The sequence below is a fragment of the Beduini massiliensis genome (genome assembly GCF_000829905.1).
GTDB classification, from domain to species: domain Bacteria; phylum Bacillota_I; class Bacilli_A; order Erysipelotrichales; family Coprobacillaceae; genus Beduini; species Beduini massiliensis.
The window spans coordinates 113,171-128,544 of sequence record NZ_CDPP01000003.1 but is presented as its reverse complement, the minus strand read 5'-3'; the positions used below and the strand labels follow the sequence as shown (position 1 = coordinate 128,544).

General features: G+C 35.4%; 17 protein-coding genes and 1 other annotated feature. Of the genes, 2 read left to right on the top strand and 15 right to left on the bottom strand.

What is annotated here, in order from left to right; all coding sequences use genetic code 11:
• The 7 genes from mltG to BN1225_RS02300 form a co-directional block, all read right to left on the bottom strand.
• Complete coding sequence (gene mltG, locus BN1225_RS02330; protein WP_041138218.1) at positions 1–1,044, bottom strand: endolytic transglycosylase MltG; 1,044 nt, start codon at positions 1,042–1,044, stop codon at positions 1–3.
• 200 nt (positions 1,045–1,244) lie between these two features.
• The gene (locus tag BN1225_RS02325) at positions 1,245–1,613 is read right to left on the bottom strand and encodes a DUF1292 domain-containing protein (RefSeq protein ID WP_041138217.1); all 369 of its coding nucleotides are present in this window, start codon (positions 1,611–1,613) and stop codon (positions 1,245–1,247) included.
• 11 nt (positions 1,614–1,624) lie between these two features.
• The gene (gene ruvX, locus BN1225_RS02320) at positions 1,625–2,044 is read right to left on the bottom strand and encodes a Holliday junction resolvase RuvX (RefSeq protein ID WP_041138216.1); all 420 of its coding nucleotides are present in this window, start codon (positions 2,042–2,044) and stop codon (positions 1,625–1,627) included.
• 4 nt (positions 2,045–2,048) lie between these two features.
• A complete protein-coding gene (locus BN1225_RS02315; protein ID WP_041138215.1) occupies positions 2,049–2,306 on the bottom strand; it encodes an IreB family regulatory phosphoprotein in 258 nt (85 codons plus the stop codon).
• A 62-nt stretch (positions 2,307–2,368) separates the two neighbouring features.
• Positions 2,369–4,981, bottom strand: a complete 2,613-nt coding sequence (gene alaS / locus BN1225_RS02310; RefSeq protein ID WP_041138214.1) for an alanine--tRNA ligase — start codon at positions 4,979–4,981, stop codon at positions 2,369–2,371.
• A gap of 36 nt (positions 4,982–5,017) precedes the next feature.
• Positions 5,018–5,204, bottom strand: a binding site (T-box leader).
• A gap of 90 nt (positions 5,205–5,294) precedes the next feature.
• Positions 5,295–7,031, bottom strand: a complete 1,737-nt coding sequence (locus tag BN1225_RS02305) for a bifunctional diguanylate cyclase/phosphodiesterase (RefSeq protein ID WP_052466254.1) — start codon at positions 7,029–7,031, stop codon at positions 5,295–5,297.
• A 526-nt stretch (positions 7,032–7,557) separates the two neighbouring features.
• Positions 7,558–8,070 (bottom strand): nitroreductase, encoded by a 513-nt coding sequence (locus tag BN1225_RS02300; RefSeq protein ID WP_041138213.1) that lies wholly within the window; start codon positions 8,068–8,070, stop codon positions 7,558–7,560.
• A gap of 132 nt (positions 8,071–8,202) precedes the next feature.
• Here BN1225_RS02300 and BN1225_RS02295 point away from each other — a divergent pair, with 132 nt between their 5' ends.
• Positions 8,203–8,538: a winged helix-turn-helix transcriptional regulator gene (locus BN1225_RS02295; RefSeq protein ID WP_041138212.1), complete on the top strand. Its 336-nt coding sequence runs from the start codon at positions 8,203–8,205 to the stop codon at positions 8,536–8,538.
• A gap of 94 nt (positions 8,539–8,632) precedes the next feature.
• Here BN1225_RS02295 and BN1225_RS02290 read toward each other — a convergent pair whose 3' ends face one another.
• The 4 genes from BN1225_RS02290 to BN1225_RS02275 all read right to left on the bottom strand — a co-directional run bounded on the left by BN1225_RS02290 (position 8,633) and on the right by BN1225_RS02275 (position 11,473).
• On the bottom strand, positions 8,633–9,982 hold the full coding sequence (locus BN1225_RS02290; RefSeq protein WP_041138211.1) for an MATE family efflux transporter: 1,350 nt from the start codon (positions 9,980–9,982) through the stop codon (positions 8,633–8,635).
• A gap of 119 nt (positions 9,983–10,101) precedes the next feature.
• Complete coding sequence (locus tag BN1225_RS13985) at positions 10,102–10,632, bottom strand: flavodoxin domain-containing protein (RefSeq protein ID WP_052466252.1); 531 nt, start codon at positions 10,630–10,632, stop codon at positions 10,102–10,104.
• Positions 10,629–11,096 carry a MarR family winged helix-turn-helix transcriptional regulator gene (locus BN1225_RS02280; protein ID WP_041138210.1) on the bottom strand — a complete coding sequence of 156 codons (468 nt, stop codon included), beginning with the start codon at positions 11,094–11,096 and terminating at the stop codon, positions 10,629–10,631. Before BN1225_RS02280 ends, BN1225_RS13985 begins: the two co-directional genes overlap by 4 nt.
• Positions 11,096–11,473, bottom strand: a complete 378-nt coding sequence (locus BN1225_RS02275) for an FMN-binding protein (protein WP_041138209.1) — start codon at positions 11,471–11,473, stop codon at positions 11,096–11,098. The genes BN1225_RS02280 and BN1225_RS02275 overlap by 1 nt, the downstream gene beginning before the upstream one ends.
• 123 nt (positions 11,474–11,596) lie before the next feature.
• Here BN1225_RS02275 and BN1225_RS02270 point away from each other — a divergent pair, with 123 nt between their 5' ends.
• A complete protein-coding gene (locus tag BN1225_RS02270) occupies positions 11,597–12,043 on the top strand; it encodes an HIT family protein (protein WP_041138208.1) in 447 nt (148 codons plus the stop codon).
• A 4-nt stretch (positions 12,044–12,047) separates the two neighbouring features.
• On the opposite strand, the gene aroD is transcribed toward BN1225_RS02270, so the two are convergent.
• The 4 genes from aroD to BN1225_RS02250 form a co-directional block, all read right to left on the bottom strand.
• Positions 12,048–12,791, bottom strand: coding sequence for a type I 3-dehydroquinate dehydratase (aroD, locus tag BN1225_RS02265; protein WP_041138207.1), 744 nt, complete (start codon positions 12,789–12,791; stop codon positions 12,048–12,050).
• Positions 12,792–12,802: 11 nt separating this feature from the next.
• The gene (locus tag BN1225_RS02260) at positions 12,803–13,558 is read right to left on the bottom strand and encodes a hypothetical protein (protein WP_041138206.1); all 756 of its coding nucleotides are present in this window, start codon (positions 13,556–13,558) and stop codon (positions 12,803–12,805) included.
• 98 nt (positions 13,559–13,656) lie between these two features.
• Positions 13,657–14,835 carry a deoxyguanosinetriphosphate triphosphohydrolase family protein gene (locus BN1225_RS02255; protein WP_041138205.1) on the bottom strand — a complete coding sequence of 393 codons (1,179 nt, stop codon included), beginning with the start codon at positions 14,833–14,835 and terminating at the stop codon, positions 13,657–13,659.
• Positions 14,836–14,912: 77 nt separating this feature from the next.
• Complete coding sequence (locus BN1225_RS02250; RefSeq protein ID WP_041138204.1) at positions 14,913–15,338, bottom strand: GNAT family N-acetyltransferase; 426 nt, start codon at positions 15,336–15,338, stop codon at positions 14,913–14,915.
• Between the last annotated feature and the right edge of the window lie 36 nt (positions 15,339–15,374).

Below are 15,374 nucleotides of genomic sequence, written 5' to 3'. Positions count from 1 at the left end.
TTAATACCACATATTTTCCTCTACTGCTTTATCATGTTCTTCTAATGTTTTCGAATAAATCACATTTCCATCTTTTAATGCAAAGAAGAATAAATAATCATGTTGTGAAGGATTTAAACAAGCTTCTATCGTTGTTTTATATACACTGCTGATTGGTCCAACAGGTAATCCCTTATACATATATGTATTATAAGGTGAATCCACTTCTAAATCCGCATAGGAAATATCTAACCCCGTTCTTTGCAATGCATATAAAACTGTAATGTCGCTTTGCAGATTCATATCAATGTTTAAGCGGTTTTTAAAGACCCCGGCAATCATTGGTTTATCCTGTTCATATAACGATTCTCTTTCCACGACTGAAGTAAATGTTAAGAATTCATGTACACTCATGCCGGTTGCTTTAATCTGATCCAAATATGTGCCAAAAACCGTCTCCGACATATCCAGCATCAGTTTAGTATAATCTTCGATTGTTGCTTCTACGCCTACCGTACTATAAGTTTCCGGGTATAAATAGCCTTCTAACGGATAAAGCAGCTGATCATTTAAAATATCCGTCGTTAAAAAATCATACTGATTGATCAATCCCTGTAAATAAGCTTGATCTTTCCATTTATTTAACACTTCTTCTTTTGAAACATGAAGTTCTTTAGCCATGATTTCAGCAATTTCAGGTATGGTCAGTCCCTCATTTACTGTAAATCCTGCCTGTACTAAATTTTCATAAGATCCGGTTGATAAAATATTAAAAATTGTTTTCAAATCCATATTTTTATTTAACTGGTAGGTATTCACCTGAATAATGGGATAAGAGTTGAATTTTAAGAATAACTGTGTGAAAAATTTACTCTTGATTAATCCTGATGCTTCTAATTCATTTACAACATCTCCATGACTCATGCCTTCCACTACCGTAAATTGTATTTTTTCATCCTTATTTGAGACCGCTTTAATGGACTGCTGATAAGTCAAGAAAAAACCGGCTCCGGCTATTACAATGACCACCACAACAGCAATAATTATTTTATGTATACGTTTCATTCGTTACCTCCAAATAAGTTTATTATAATCTATTTATCGACGCTTTTCAATTTATTATGCCTATAATAACACAGAATATAAAGTTTCAAATCATTCATATTATGCCGCCTGTTCTTCTTTTATTGATACTCCCTGAATTTTGACTTAGCTTTAGCAATAATGGCTGTTTAAGTCAATAAAAAAAGACTGATAAATCAGTCTTAATGGCAACATTCTCCGTCGTCACCGCAACAGCATTCGTGACCTTCTTCTTCATGGCATCCACATTCACCATCTCCTGAACAATCACATTCTCCGTCACCATGATTGTGGCATCCGCATCCACCTTCATCTTGAGCAACGAAGCTTTGGAATACTTCCTCGATCATTTCCCATTCTTCTGGTGATTCTACTTCATATAATTGCCCTTCATCATCGAATGAAGAAGCAAATACAGTTGGCTGTTCTTCTTTCGGATCAAAATATAATACATATTTTTTCCCTGTTTCATCACTGTTGAATGTGAACAATACTTCTAAAGCATGTTCATTTCCTTGATCATCTGTCACTACGATTTGATTTGTATCCATTGTAATCTCCTTTAATGGCTATCTAAATAAGACTGCAAAATTGTTACAGCTGCCATCTTATCGATAACTTTTTTTCTTTTTTTTCTTGATACATCTGCAAAAATCAATGCATTTTCTGCCACTTTTGTGGTTAAACGCTCATCTGCGAGTATCACTTCAATTCCTTCGATATTCTTTTCAAGTTTTTCTTTATACTTGAGAGACACTTCCCCACGAATACCGACATCGCCATTCATATGTTTAGGTAAACCCAAAACAATTTTTTTAATGCCTTCCTGAGCACATAATTCTTTTACTCGAGGAATGCTTAAACTATCTTGATTTTCCGCAAATCGGAATGTCTCAACCCCATGGGCGATCATTCCTAATGCATCTGAAATGGCAATTCCTAACGTCTTTGACCCTAAATCAAGTCCCATTATTTTTTCCATAAATCTACTTACTTTCCAAATAAAATTTTACGAGTTCTTCGATAATTTCATTGCGATCGATTTGCTGGATAATAGCACGTGCTCCCTTGTGACTAGAGATGTAAGCAGGATCATTTGAAATCAAATATCCGGCAATTTGATGTACGGCATTATAACCGCGTTCTTCTAATGCTGAAACAACCGTTTGTAAGTTTGAACGAATAACCTCTCGCTTAATATCTTCGGCACTGAAAATTCTTGTTGCTGTCATATCTTTCTCCATATCAGTCACTCCCTTCTGCTAATCCTCATAAGCATTGTACACTATTTATCGCAATTTATCTACTATAAAGCTTTTTTAATTTCGCTAATTCCCAACAAAACTTTGTCCAATTCTTTTGTTCCGCCTTGAGCAAAATCAGGCTTTCCGCCACCACGTCCATTGCTGATTGCACAAGCCGCTTTTACTAAATCTCCGGCTTTATACCCCTTAGCAACAAGGTCTTCACTGACAGCTACATAATAAGTCGCTTTATCCTCTTCCACATTCACTAAAGCCACAATTCCGCTGCCTAACTGACTGCGATATTCAAAAGTCAGCTGTTTTGCTTCATTTGCACTCATTTGTTCCTGATTAACCAATAGGAACTTAATGTCATGAATAATTTCGACATTGCTTAATTTTTCTTTTGCTTCCAAGCTGTTTAGTTTAGAGCGCAGTTTCTCGTTTTCTTTTCTGATTTCATTTAACTCTGTCTGCAAAGCTTCTACTTTCGTTAAAACTTCTGCTTTATTTTTAAGTTTTAATGTATCACTGATCGCATCAATCGTTTGAACTGCATGATGTAATGAGGCATACGCGGCTTTCCCCGTAACGGCTTCAATACGACGGATACCCGAACCAATACTTTCTTCCATTTCGATCTTGAAGATACCGATAGCAGATGTATTCACAACATGGCTTCCTCCACATAACTCTATTGAGTATCCGGAAATATTAACAACACGCACTTCGTCACCATATTTTTCATCAAATAATGCAGTTGCTCCTGAAGCAATCGCTTCCTCTTTTGACATATAAGAAATATTGACCGGATAAGCCGCAAAGATCTTATCATTTACAATACGTTCAATCTTATTTAATTCTTCTTTGGTTAATTTTTCATAATGAGTAAAATCAAAACGTAAACGCTGACTATCCACATAAGAACCTGCCTGTGCAACATGACTGCCCAATACTTCTTTCAAAGCTGCTTGCAGCAAATGGGTCGCTGTATGGTTGTTTTGTGTCTGATTTCTTAATGTCATATCAATTTCAAGTGTAAATTCATCGCCGACTTTTACTTGTCCGTTTTTGACTTCTACATAATGTAAATGCTGACCATTTGGTGCTTTCAATACATTTGTACATACTAAAGTCGTGGCTGCATTCTTAATTGTTCCTCGATCTGCACATTGACCACCCATTTGTGCATAATAGTTGGTATGATCAAAAATAATCTCTCCAGCATCTTCTAACCTTTCAACTTGTATTCCGTCTTTAAATAAACCTATTACTTTTGCTTTTAATGGGGCTGGATCATAAGTAAATGTAGAAGATTCCATAAATTTCATTAAATCCTCTTTTTGAGATCCCATTGATTCGTTTCCGCCTCTGGCATTACGAGCACGCTCTTTTTGTTTTCTCATTTCCTCTTTAAAACCATCTTCATCGACTTTTAACTGATGTTCAGCAGCAATCTCCAAAGTTAATTCAAACGGGAATCCGTAAGTATCATAAAGTTTAAATGCGGTTTTGCCATCAATCGTATCGCCTTTTGTGTTGGCAATGATCTCTGACAACATTTTTTCACCACCACTCAATGTAGCATGGAAACGTTCTTCTTCAATCTTTACCAATTTTTTAATATAATCCACTTTTTCAGGTAAATATGTATAAAATTCTTTCATGATATCCGATACGACATCAACTAAATTGAACATGAAAGTCCCTTCAATACCGATCTTTTTACCATAACGTACAGCTCGGCGCAGGATTCTTCTTAATACATAGCCACGTCCTTCATTATCAAACTGAGCACCGTCTGCCAAAGCAAACGTGACTGTACGAATATGATCCGCAATGATACGATATGCCATTTTATCCTGTTCATAAGTGACCTTTGCCAGTTTTTCTGCAGCTCTGATCGTTGGCAAAAAGAAATCTGTATCAAAATTCGTTTCCCCTTCTTGAATAATGCTCACGATACGTTCTAATCCCATTCCGGTATCAATATTTTTTTGTGGAAGTTCCTGATAGTCTTTACGATCAACACCCTCTTTAGCGTTGAATTGTGAGAAAACCAAATTCCATATTTCAACATAACGGTCATTTTCTAATTCTTCATAAAATAACGTTGTACCGATATGGTCAGGATCATATTTTTCCCCTCGGTCATAGAAAATCTCCGAATCCGGACCACATGGACCTTCTCCAATTTCCCAGAAGTTTCCTTCGGTTTTGAGCATATGATCAGGACGAACACCTATAACGTTCACCCAATAATCATAAGCTTCTTCGTCATCTTGATAGACAGTAATATAAAGCTTATCTTTTTCAAATGCCAGCCACTCTTCACCTGTTAAAAATTCCCAAGCAAAATCAATAGCTTCTTTCTTAAAATAATCCCCGATCGAAAAGTTCCCTAACATTTCAAAGAATGTATGATGTCTTGCTGTCACACCAACATTTTCGATATCGTTGGTACGAATTGATTTTTGTGCATTCGTAATTCTTGGCACATCCGGCGTAATCGTTCCATCAAAATATTTTTTAAGGGCTGCTACCCCGCTGTTGATCCATAATAAAGTCGGGTCTCCATTTGGGATCAATGAATGACTAGGTTCTACCCTGTGTCCTTTGCTTTCAAAAAAATCTAAGAACAATTGTCTTACTTGATTTCCTGTTAATTTTTTCATAATGTCCTCCTCTAAAATATAAAAAGCCGCTCCTATAATAGGAACGACTTAAATCGCGGTACCATCCTAATTCATGACTATGTGTCACACACTTAATTATGCAATAACGCTGCAAAGCGAACTTCTCCAAAGTAGCCTTCAATAATATCCTTTAAAAACTTCCACCAACCGTTTTCTCTCTGTAAAATAAATATTATCTACTCATCTTCTTCACTGAATTACTTAGAATTATATAATATAATTTAATAAATTTCAATACTCATCTATGAATATTATACCGTGTTTTCACCGGTATAAACTTTAATTGATTATTTTAGCGATTTGGTGTTTTCAACCATAGCTTTCGATAAGCCTCTGCTTCCACCGGCTTTCCCATCAGAAAGCCTTGACCGATGTTGCAGCCGATTTTTTTAAGATATTCCCATTCTGCCTGTTCCTCAATCCCTTCACAGACTACGCTCATCCCAATATCATGAGCTAACTGAATGATTCTTTCGATAATGATCTGGGTGCGAATATTAGTACTGTACCCTTTCAGCATGCTTTTATCAATCTTTAAAATATCTGCCGGAACTACACTCAATAAATTCAAAGAAGCATAGCCGGTACCAAAGTCATCAATCGCAATTTTATAATGATGTTCATGCAGTAATTCTGTCAAACGTACCATTTTTTCACTGTTTTCCACAAAAGCAGATTCAGTCAGTTCAAAAATGATATATTCATGAGGAATTTGATAACGATCAATCACCGCACAAAAATCTTTAAAATAATTTTCTTCTTCAATATGTAATCTTGATTGATTCGTTGAAATAGGATGCACTTCTACCCCTACATCTATCCATTTTCTCATTTGCTGACAAATCTTATCAAGCATGTAGTAATCAAATGAAAAAATAAATCCTTGTTCTTCAAAGATCGGAATAAATTCACCGGGCATACGAATACCGTCTTGAGTAATCCATCTTACCAATGCTTCTCCCGCTACTAAAGTTCCCGAAGTTAAATCAAACTGCGGTTGTATATAAAGTGAAAATTCATTCTCTTCCATTGCTTTGGGGGCTTCTTCTAATAATTTACTGCGCTGATACTGAGCTGTCATCATCCATTCTTCATAATAAGCATAGTGATGACGATGACTGATTGAAGTGCTGCCTTTTTTCTGCGCAATCAATGCCTTATCCAACATATCTTTAATATACTCGGTATGATCATTTTCAATCTGATAGATTCCAATATTAAAATGAATTTTTGTTTCCAAACGCTGACGGAGCGGTGTATCAATAAGCACTGTCTCCAGCTGTTCCACCCTTTGTTCTAAAGAGGCTTTATCTTCAAAACAATACAGCATAGCAAAAACATCTTTCTCCATGCGTCCGCAGGTTTCACGATCATTTAAGGTCGCCAGCAGATTTTTAGCAATATGCTTTAACACCAAATCTCCCATTTTATAGCCATGACGGCGATTCACAAAACGAAAATCCCGAATACCAAACTTAATCATGACATATTTCTGTTTGGGATATTGTTTCAAAAGTGCAGCTGCTTCTTTTTCAAACCCTTGTAAATTATTGATCTGTGTCAAAGGATCGATCATCGTTGCTTTTTGAATTACTTCTAATTGCTGATGTAAAGATAACGAACCGTTTTGACTCATCAGTCGTTCATCTTTAATCGCAGAATAGAAGTGAGTTAAACACCAGTTGCTCTCTTCTTGCCAAATACCACTGATACATATTTCATTTTCTCTAAACTGATTTTCTTCACTGCCCACCTCAATGGTCACCGTTCCTACTACAAAGCAAATATGCGGACGCAGAGAATACACATGAAAATCTTGATGCTTGATCTTAACGACTCCATGGCAATCATCTCGTAATTGTTTTAGGTAAGCTAGGGTTGTCTGTCTATCATAAAACGTGTTGTCATCACTCATCCAAAGTAAGTTATCAGATAAATACGAAACAAAGTATTGATCTTCTTTCTGTACGAAAAAATGTGTAATCATCGATTCACTTAAAACTTTAATCTTTTTTTCAACAGCATCCATAACTCTACCCTCACATTTCTAAAAACGTTGATTTATTCAACTATTTTAAACAAATTATTCGTTCAATTTGTACAACATAATACGCATTATGTTGTCAAATAAATGTATTATTAAAATTCTTTAACTATTTAGAAATAACTTCAACAAATGTATCTCATATTTAGCAATTCATAGTAAAATAGAAAATGTAAGCTGTTTAAGTTTCATATTTTACTAATAAATCCACTCTCATTTTAACAACAATTTTCCTTCGTGACAATATTTTTTGGCATTAGATACTGAATAATGGAATTTTATTTCATTATGATTTTATAAAAGTGACGCATATAATAGAATTAATGCTAGAAAATAGGACATTTTTTTCGTTTATACAACATAATGCGTATTATGTTGTTTTTTATTGAAATAAAAAATCAAATATAAACATTGATAAAAAGTATGAAAGTACTCCTTATAAAAAAACGGCAATCTTATAGATTACCGTTTTATAGAATACGATGTCCTTTAGCATTCATACAGATAACGTTTAAATGTAAAATACTCTGCCATCTTGAATTTCTGTTTTTTCTTTTTCTTCCTTTGCATAGCCAAGGATACAAAAACCAATTCCTTCTACCTCATCTTGAATGCCCCATTCCTGCAAAAGTTTCTTTCCTTCTTCACTTTCAAATACTTCTTTGGCACGATGTATCCATCTGGAATCAATTCCCATTGACCAAGCCGCATTCATCAGATTCCCCATAGCGAGGCTGCCATCATATAAATAGGTAGCTTCTTTCTTTGCTAAAACGATAATCACATCTTTTGCTCCATAAAATGGATCGGATGGCATTCCAGCAACCGCAGCATTCATCGCTGATAATTTTCCAACAACCTCATTATTTGATACGACAACAAATCGTGGTGTCTGCTTATTCATGCCAGATGGGGCATTGAGTCCAGCGGCAACAATGTCTTCCAACAATTCTTTGCTGACATGTTTATCCTGATAACTTTTGCAGCTTTTTCTGCTAATTAAATTTTTTACTGTTTCATTCATAAGAATTCCTCCCTTTTGCTTAGTTCCTTGTATTTTTTATTCCTAATATGATAATATCATTATAGGAAACAAATGAAAAGTACGATATTTTATGATACATAGTATCTTAAAAGATACTTAGGAGGAAACATTATGACAGATGAAAGATTTGGAAAATGCCCGTATTTTACTGCACAATCGGTTTTACAGGGAAAATGGTCTATTTTAATCCTGCACTTTTTAAGTGACGGTACACTCAGATTTAACGAATTACTAAAAATGATGCCCAATATGACGCATGCCACTCTATCTAAACAGTTAAAAAAGTTAGAAAATGACAGTCTGATCATCAGGAAAGAATATCCGCAAATACCACCGAAAGTAGAATATTCCTTGAGTAATATTGGAAAAGAATTTCTCCCTGTCTTGGATAGCTTTAAAACATGGGGGAAACAGTATATTCAATACATGGAAAAAACGGATCATTAGGATAAACGTTTAATTATATTAATTAGAATGAATAGTGAATTAGGTGCAACAAAAAACTTGGAACTGCCTTATCGGTGAATTCCAAGTTTTTTTGCTATAGTGTTTGATTAGCTGCGGACAGCTTTAGTTGCTTCATTTTAATAATGAATGTTATCAGTAAAATAATATCTGCCAACAACCATGCGAATTGGTTGGCAAAGCAGATGGCTGTAAAACCAAAGATTCCTACAAATACAAACGCAACGATGGCACGTCCGATTAATTCTGCTACTCCGGCTAACATCGTTAAAGCGGAATACCCTAATCCCTGCAATGAGTTTCGCATAATAAACAATGCTCCCAGTAAGAAGAACAAAATACTATTCATTCGTAAGAATAAAGAGACATCTGCCATAATGGCGGTTTCTGAAGCATCGATAAACAACTGGGCGATAAATGTTCCAAATCCCCACATCAATAAACAAGCGATAATACAATAACCAAATGATAATGCAAAGCTTACTTTTAAGCCTTTTTCGATACGATCGATTTTCTTGGCTCCTAAGTTTTGTCCACAATAAGTTGCCATCGTGATTCCCAATGTATCCATTGGCTGTGTCACCATCATCTGTATCTTATTAGCGGCTGTAACCGCAGCAACACGAGCAGATCCTAATCCATTGACCGCAGTCTGAATCATAACAGATCCGATTGCTGTGATGGAGAATTGTAATGCCATCGGCACTCCGATTACCAATAATCTTTTACAGCAAGCAATATCAAAACGAAATTCTTCTTTTTTAAACTTTAAAATAGGGAAACGTTTAATCATAAAGACAGCACATAATATAGCCGACACTGCTTGTGCCACCAACGTTGCCCAAGCCACTCCTGCGACCCCCATGTTAAAGTTAATAACGAATACTAAGTCTAAAATAACATTTAATATAGACGCAATGGCTAAGAAAAGTAATGGTGTTTTACTATCCCCCAACGCTCTTAATATACTTGAAAGCATATTATAGTAAATAGTAGCGACAATTCCCATAAACATAATCGAAATATATGTATAAGAATCCTGATAAATATCAGCCGGTGTATTCATCAATGTCAGCAATGACGGTGTAAAAATCATCGTCAGTGTTGTCAGCACAATCGTTGCGATTAAACATAAATAAATCGAATTAATCACAAACTTTCTAACGCCTACTTCATCTTGCGCACCAAAACTTTGAGAGATCGGAATCCCGAACCCACTGCACAGTCCTAAAGCAAACCCAAGAACCAAAAAGTTAATAGAACCTGTTGCTCCTACTGCTGCCAAGGCATTCACCCCAACGAACTTCCCTACCACGATACTGTCTACCATGTTGTAAAGCTGTTGAAAAATATTCCCTGCTACCAAAGGCAAACAAAACGCTAAAATTAACTTTATCGGTTTGCCTTCTGTCATATCTTTAACCATATCTTAACCTCCTCTTAACCCAACTTATAAGAGTTTACACCAAAAATTTAGTGAATTCAATAGGTAAAATGAAGAAGAAGAACGGTTAGCCACAGGTTACAGATCTGTTTTTCAACCCATTATTCAACATTTATTTCATGAAATCGCGATTTGCTTTTAATCTGTTCAATCATCTCTTCTAAAAGATCAAGTTCTGTATAATCTCCTGACTTTTCCAAACGTTTTGCCATCATCTGATCTTTCTGTGGATCTTTTTTAATAGATTGGCAGATCATCTTCAAAAGGCTTCTGCTGGCAAAGCCAAGCCGGCTATAATCCACACCGCCGGGAAAATAATAAAACGGACTATTTTCTAAATGGTTTGCTTTTTTTATTTCTTGAATCTTAACTTGATCCTCCCTTGAAGTCAGCCCACAGGCAAATACAACCAAGTGATCCGGATTTACTTTCACCGTTTTATTAAAATGACTAAGATCGCGAATCAACCCGGCTTTTAAACTTCCGCCATAGATAACAATTTCATCTTTATCCCAATTTCTTGTTTTTATTTCTTTTATTGAGAGGAGTTCACAGTTTAAGTCTTCACTTAATTTTTTCGCATATTTTAAGGTGAAACCGGTCTTACTTGAATAGACAACAATTGCTCTCATTGATGTTCTCCTTTTATTTTAATCAAATTTTGTTCAATCTTACTCATTGTTTGGAAAGTTCTTTCAATATCTTCGTCACTGATCCCCGCATATAAGGCTTCCATGAATGCCTCTTCTTGCTTGACATACTTCTCTCCTAAATCCTGAATCTTTTTGGTTGGAACAATCCTTAGTTTTCGTTTATCATGGGGATCATTCATTGTTTTGATAAATCCATTCCTTTCCAGCTTTAATGCAATCTGTTTAACGTTTTGATGTGAGCTTCCCATAATTTCAGATAAGTCATTGATCGTAGGGGCTTCTTCTTTAAACAAAGATAAACAGATTAATAGAAAAAATTGTTTGCAAGTAATTTCTTCATAAAACTGATCCCCCGCCTGCTGAAGACGATTATCAAAACTAAAAAACAATCCAAATAATGCTTTTCTGCTTTCCATACCTTCTAGTAATTTCTCTCTATCCATTATTTTGCTCCCTTCTGCAGTGCCTGATTGACCGCGTGTTTAATGACTTCACTCGATAAGGTGGCTCCGCTGATCGTATCCACATCCCAAGTATTTTCTTTCATCATCTCTTCAATTATCGTTTCAGCGTTTTGTCCAAGACCATGATCATGTTCGAGAAGTTGAATAGAGGTTATCTTTTCATTAAGAATTGTCACTTCAACTTTTGCTTTGATCAATAAAGTTTTTGCCTCGCCAATGTAACAGCCATCCTTTACATGCATCACCTGTACGTTCTTTAACCTGTCAATCTCATTCTTCTCTTTAAAAAAAATACCGGCAAACACAATAAAGAGGAGAAGGACAATCATTCCAATCATTTTTATTCGTTTTTTCATCGTTATCACTATGTAATACATTACCTTTCTAATAAGAAATATATTACATAATGAATAAATTGTCAACCCCTCTTGACAGTTTCCTTACGTTAACGGTTATGCTTAGATTCGGAGAAATGAAAAATGAACTGTCTAATCTGTAATCGAATCGAACAAATAAAGAAGAAGCAAAACCGTTATTTTGTTAAAGAATTAAAAACAGGATATGTGGTATTAGGCGATAGTCAGTATTTTAAAGGATATACGCTTTTTCTATGTAAGTTTCATGCTGTTGAACTCTTTGACCTGGAAGAAAATTTCAGAAAAGAATTTATGGAAGAAATGATTATTGTTGCTAAAGCTGTCAAAATTGCATTTCATGCAGAGAAAATGAATTATGAATGCCTTGGCAATGGCGATGCCCACCTTCATTGGCACTTATTTCCAAGACGTATTCAAGATACGCCGATCCCCGGTCCGGTTTGGTGGGTTCCCTATGAAAAGATGAATCACGTTCGTTATCAATTAGATGATGCCACTTTAAAAAAAGAAATAAAAAAGCTGCAGAAAGTTCTTGATGAACTTCTGTAGCTTTTTATAATCCTTCATGCATTAACAATAATAATTGACGAAGTTGTTCGGCTGAGATTTGTCCCGGTGCCGATGCCTCTTTCCCGCTGCCAAATGTCACCGCACTGCCAAATAATTCCCCCGTAGCACGTGTAATAAATCCTAATTTTGACATCGACATCGTAATGATCGGCTGTGTAAAAAGTTTATTGGCTTTATAAGTCACTTCTAACAATGCCAATACGTCTTCTATGCTTTTAGGCATAACCGCCAATTTGAAAATATCTGCTTGCAGTGTTTTCATTTTTTCAAAGCATGCCATCATTTCTTTTTTACTTGGTGTTTGTGAAAAGTCATGATAAGAAGCAATAACGCCTACATGATGATGATGCGATAGCTTCAATATTTCAGTAAACAACTCATCACCACGAGAAAACTCGACATCTATTAAATCGATCTGATGGGTTTTAATCAGTCCACGATAAATATCGGCATATCTTTTTGTTATCGTATTGCCGCCTTCATAAATGGTTCTAAAAGTAACCAGCAGGACACAGTCCGGCAACTCCTGACGAATCAGTTCTAAAGCTTCTAAAAGCTCCGATTCCTCTTCTACCTTTTCATAATGATCGATACGCCATTCAATTAAATCATAATAAATATCTTTTAATGTATTTATTTCCGTTTTTAATTCTTCTTTATTTTTTGCGATTAACGGAATACAGATTTTAGGCAGTCCGTTTTTCAATTCTAAATTTTTTATATACATGAGCACTCCTTTTATTCACAGATAGGAATTATTTCTAAAATATGTTCCGGTGTAACTTGATACTCACTCGCTAAATCAATTTGAACATCGATTTGCTGATGGGATGTGATCACCATTAATGCATAATAGACCAAAGCTGTTTTCATTCCTACTTCCGAACCGTCAGCACTGAAACTGTAAGGGTTGAAATTAGATGCACGATCAATAAATTTAATCATGTAAGGGGTAGATTGATCAATCCATCCTTGATGCAGTCCAATAAGTCCGACATACTTCTCAATTTCACTCAATACTTTTGGTCGCGCTCTTAATGCACCATCATAAGGGCGGTTTTCTCTTAATGTCAAAAAACAGTCCAGTTGGTAATCACCGAAGATTTTATAGTGCAGCTTTGAATTTCCTTGATCGACTAAATTATAGCTTTTATCTTGATAAGTTAATTTTTTTGTATAGATATCTATGTAGATTCCATTGCTGTGCAGATATTCATTCAAACTTGAATCGCATGAAAGGGCCTGCTTCATATTAATAAGACCGGTACGCTTAATCGAAGCGCACTGATCATTGTTTGTTGTGCTGTGAATCCCCACGATTTTTAAATCATCGATATCAAAATCTTGTAAAGAGCCCTCAATCTCTTTCAAAAACAAATCAACATCGGCAATTTGTTTTTCCAGTCCCGTATTGATAATACGGCTTTCATCCACTTGAAACATTCCCGCTAAAGTCTCAATAGCTTTTTGTAATGTGGTGATATCGTAAATCATCCATATCCCTCCTAATATGAACATCATAGCATTTTTTTAGTTGAAGAGGCAACTAACTTACTGTTATTGTCAAAATAAAACACCTAGCTTTCTAGGTGTCAGATCATCTCATCATGTACAATAGGCAGGAAAATACGTTCGTAGTCACTCAATACATAAGAATCCGTCATTGCCGATAAATAATCGCATACAATCAATTCGGGAGCATTTTCCTTATAAGCCGGTGTCATTTTTTCCTTATAGCGCCAAATACCTGTTGTTTTTGAATTAGGGGTCATCAAATCATCATAATAAACATCATACAATTCTTTAATCATGCGCACTAACTTACCGTTTTCTTTGACTAAAACCGGATGATGATGAACACGTAAAGACAAGAAATTCAATAACTCCTTTAATGCTTGAAAGACTTCCGACGAAAAGCTTAAATAAGGCTTGTTGTAGCTATGGATGACTAAATCCCCTATCAAGCGATTGATCATCGACTTATTATCAACACCTAAAACTTTTACTACATGATCAGGTAAATCATCAATCGTAATCAGTCCTACTTTCACTGCATCTTCAATATCTTTTCCGATATAAGAAATGACATCTGAAACACGTACGACGCACCCTTCTAATGTCATAGGCCGAATTCGTAAGCTAGTCCCTTCTTTTTTCCAACAGTCCTCATATTCCTGCCAAAACTGAGCAATGGTTTTCTCTTTATCGGGAACATATTTTTGAGACAGCATCTCGCCATTATGGCATAAAATACCGTCCAATACTTGTAAGGACACATTATACCCTACACCATCACGTTCAATAAATAAAATATTGCGGACACTATTAGCGTTATGACAAAAATAACCAAAGCCACTGTCTTTCAATTTCTGATTCAATGCCATTTCTCCGACATGCCCATAAGGTGCATGTCCTAAATCGTGACCTAATGCGATTGCTTCGATTAAATCCAGATTAAGATTCAGCCCACGTCCGATTTGTCTGGCAATACGACTTACCCACTGAACATGAATCGAACGTTTCGATATGTGTGCACTCCTGAAAAATGAAAGAGCCTGTGTTTTATCGACATAACGCTGATAAGACTTGCAATATAAAACGCGATCAATATCTTCTTCAAATGGCCAGCGAATATCAAATTCACCGGGCTTTGAAATACTTTCTTTAACTTTGATGCAGTCACTGTTTTTAGTCGCATAGATCGAAAGATGATCATCCGTTTCTTTTGTGAGTTTCAATGCATTTTTAATAATCTGTTCTTCTTTTTTCATCGCGTTCACTCCTTTTTATAATAGTATAGTGAAATTACAGAAATTATGCAAAAAAAGTGATCTTTCTATCACTTTTCTTATAAATACTTAATCATTTTTATATGTTGACAATATTCATCAAAATAAATATCACCTTGTTTATGATACCCATTTTTTTCATAAAAGCCTACGGCACTGATCTGTGCAGATAATTCTGCTTTTTTACCATTTAACTCTTTTATCTTATCTTCAAGCAATTCCAATATTTTAGCTCCGAGATGCTGTTTTCGATACTCCTTTAAAACTGCAATTCGCCCCAAAATATAAGTATCCTCTGTTCCCTCTTTTTGATAAAGACGACCACATGCCACCGCCTGATCATTATCAAAAATCACAGCATGATAAGCGATTGGATCGATTTCATCAAACTCTTGTGTAAATCCCTGTTCTTCCATAAACACTTTTATTCGTATTTCTTTTGCAGGATGATGTTCCTGAAAGTCCTTTGCAATTCTGCTTTTCATTTTTTATTCCCCCTTATATAGAGAAGAAAAAAAGAG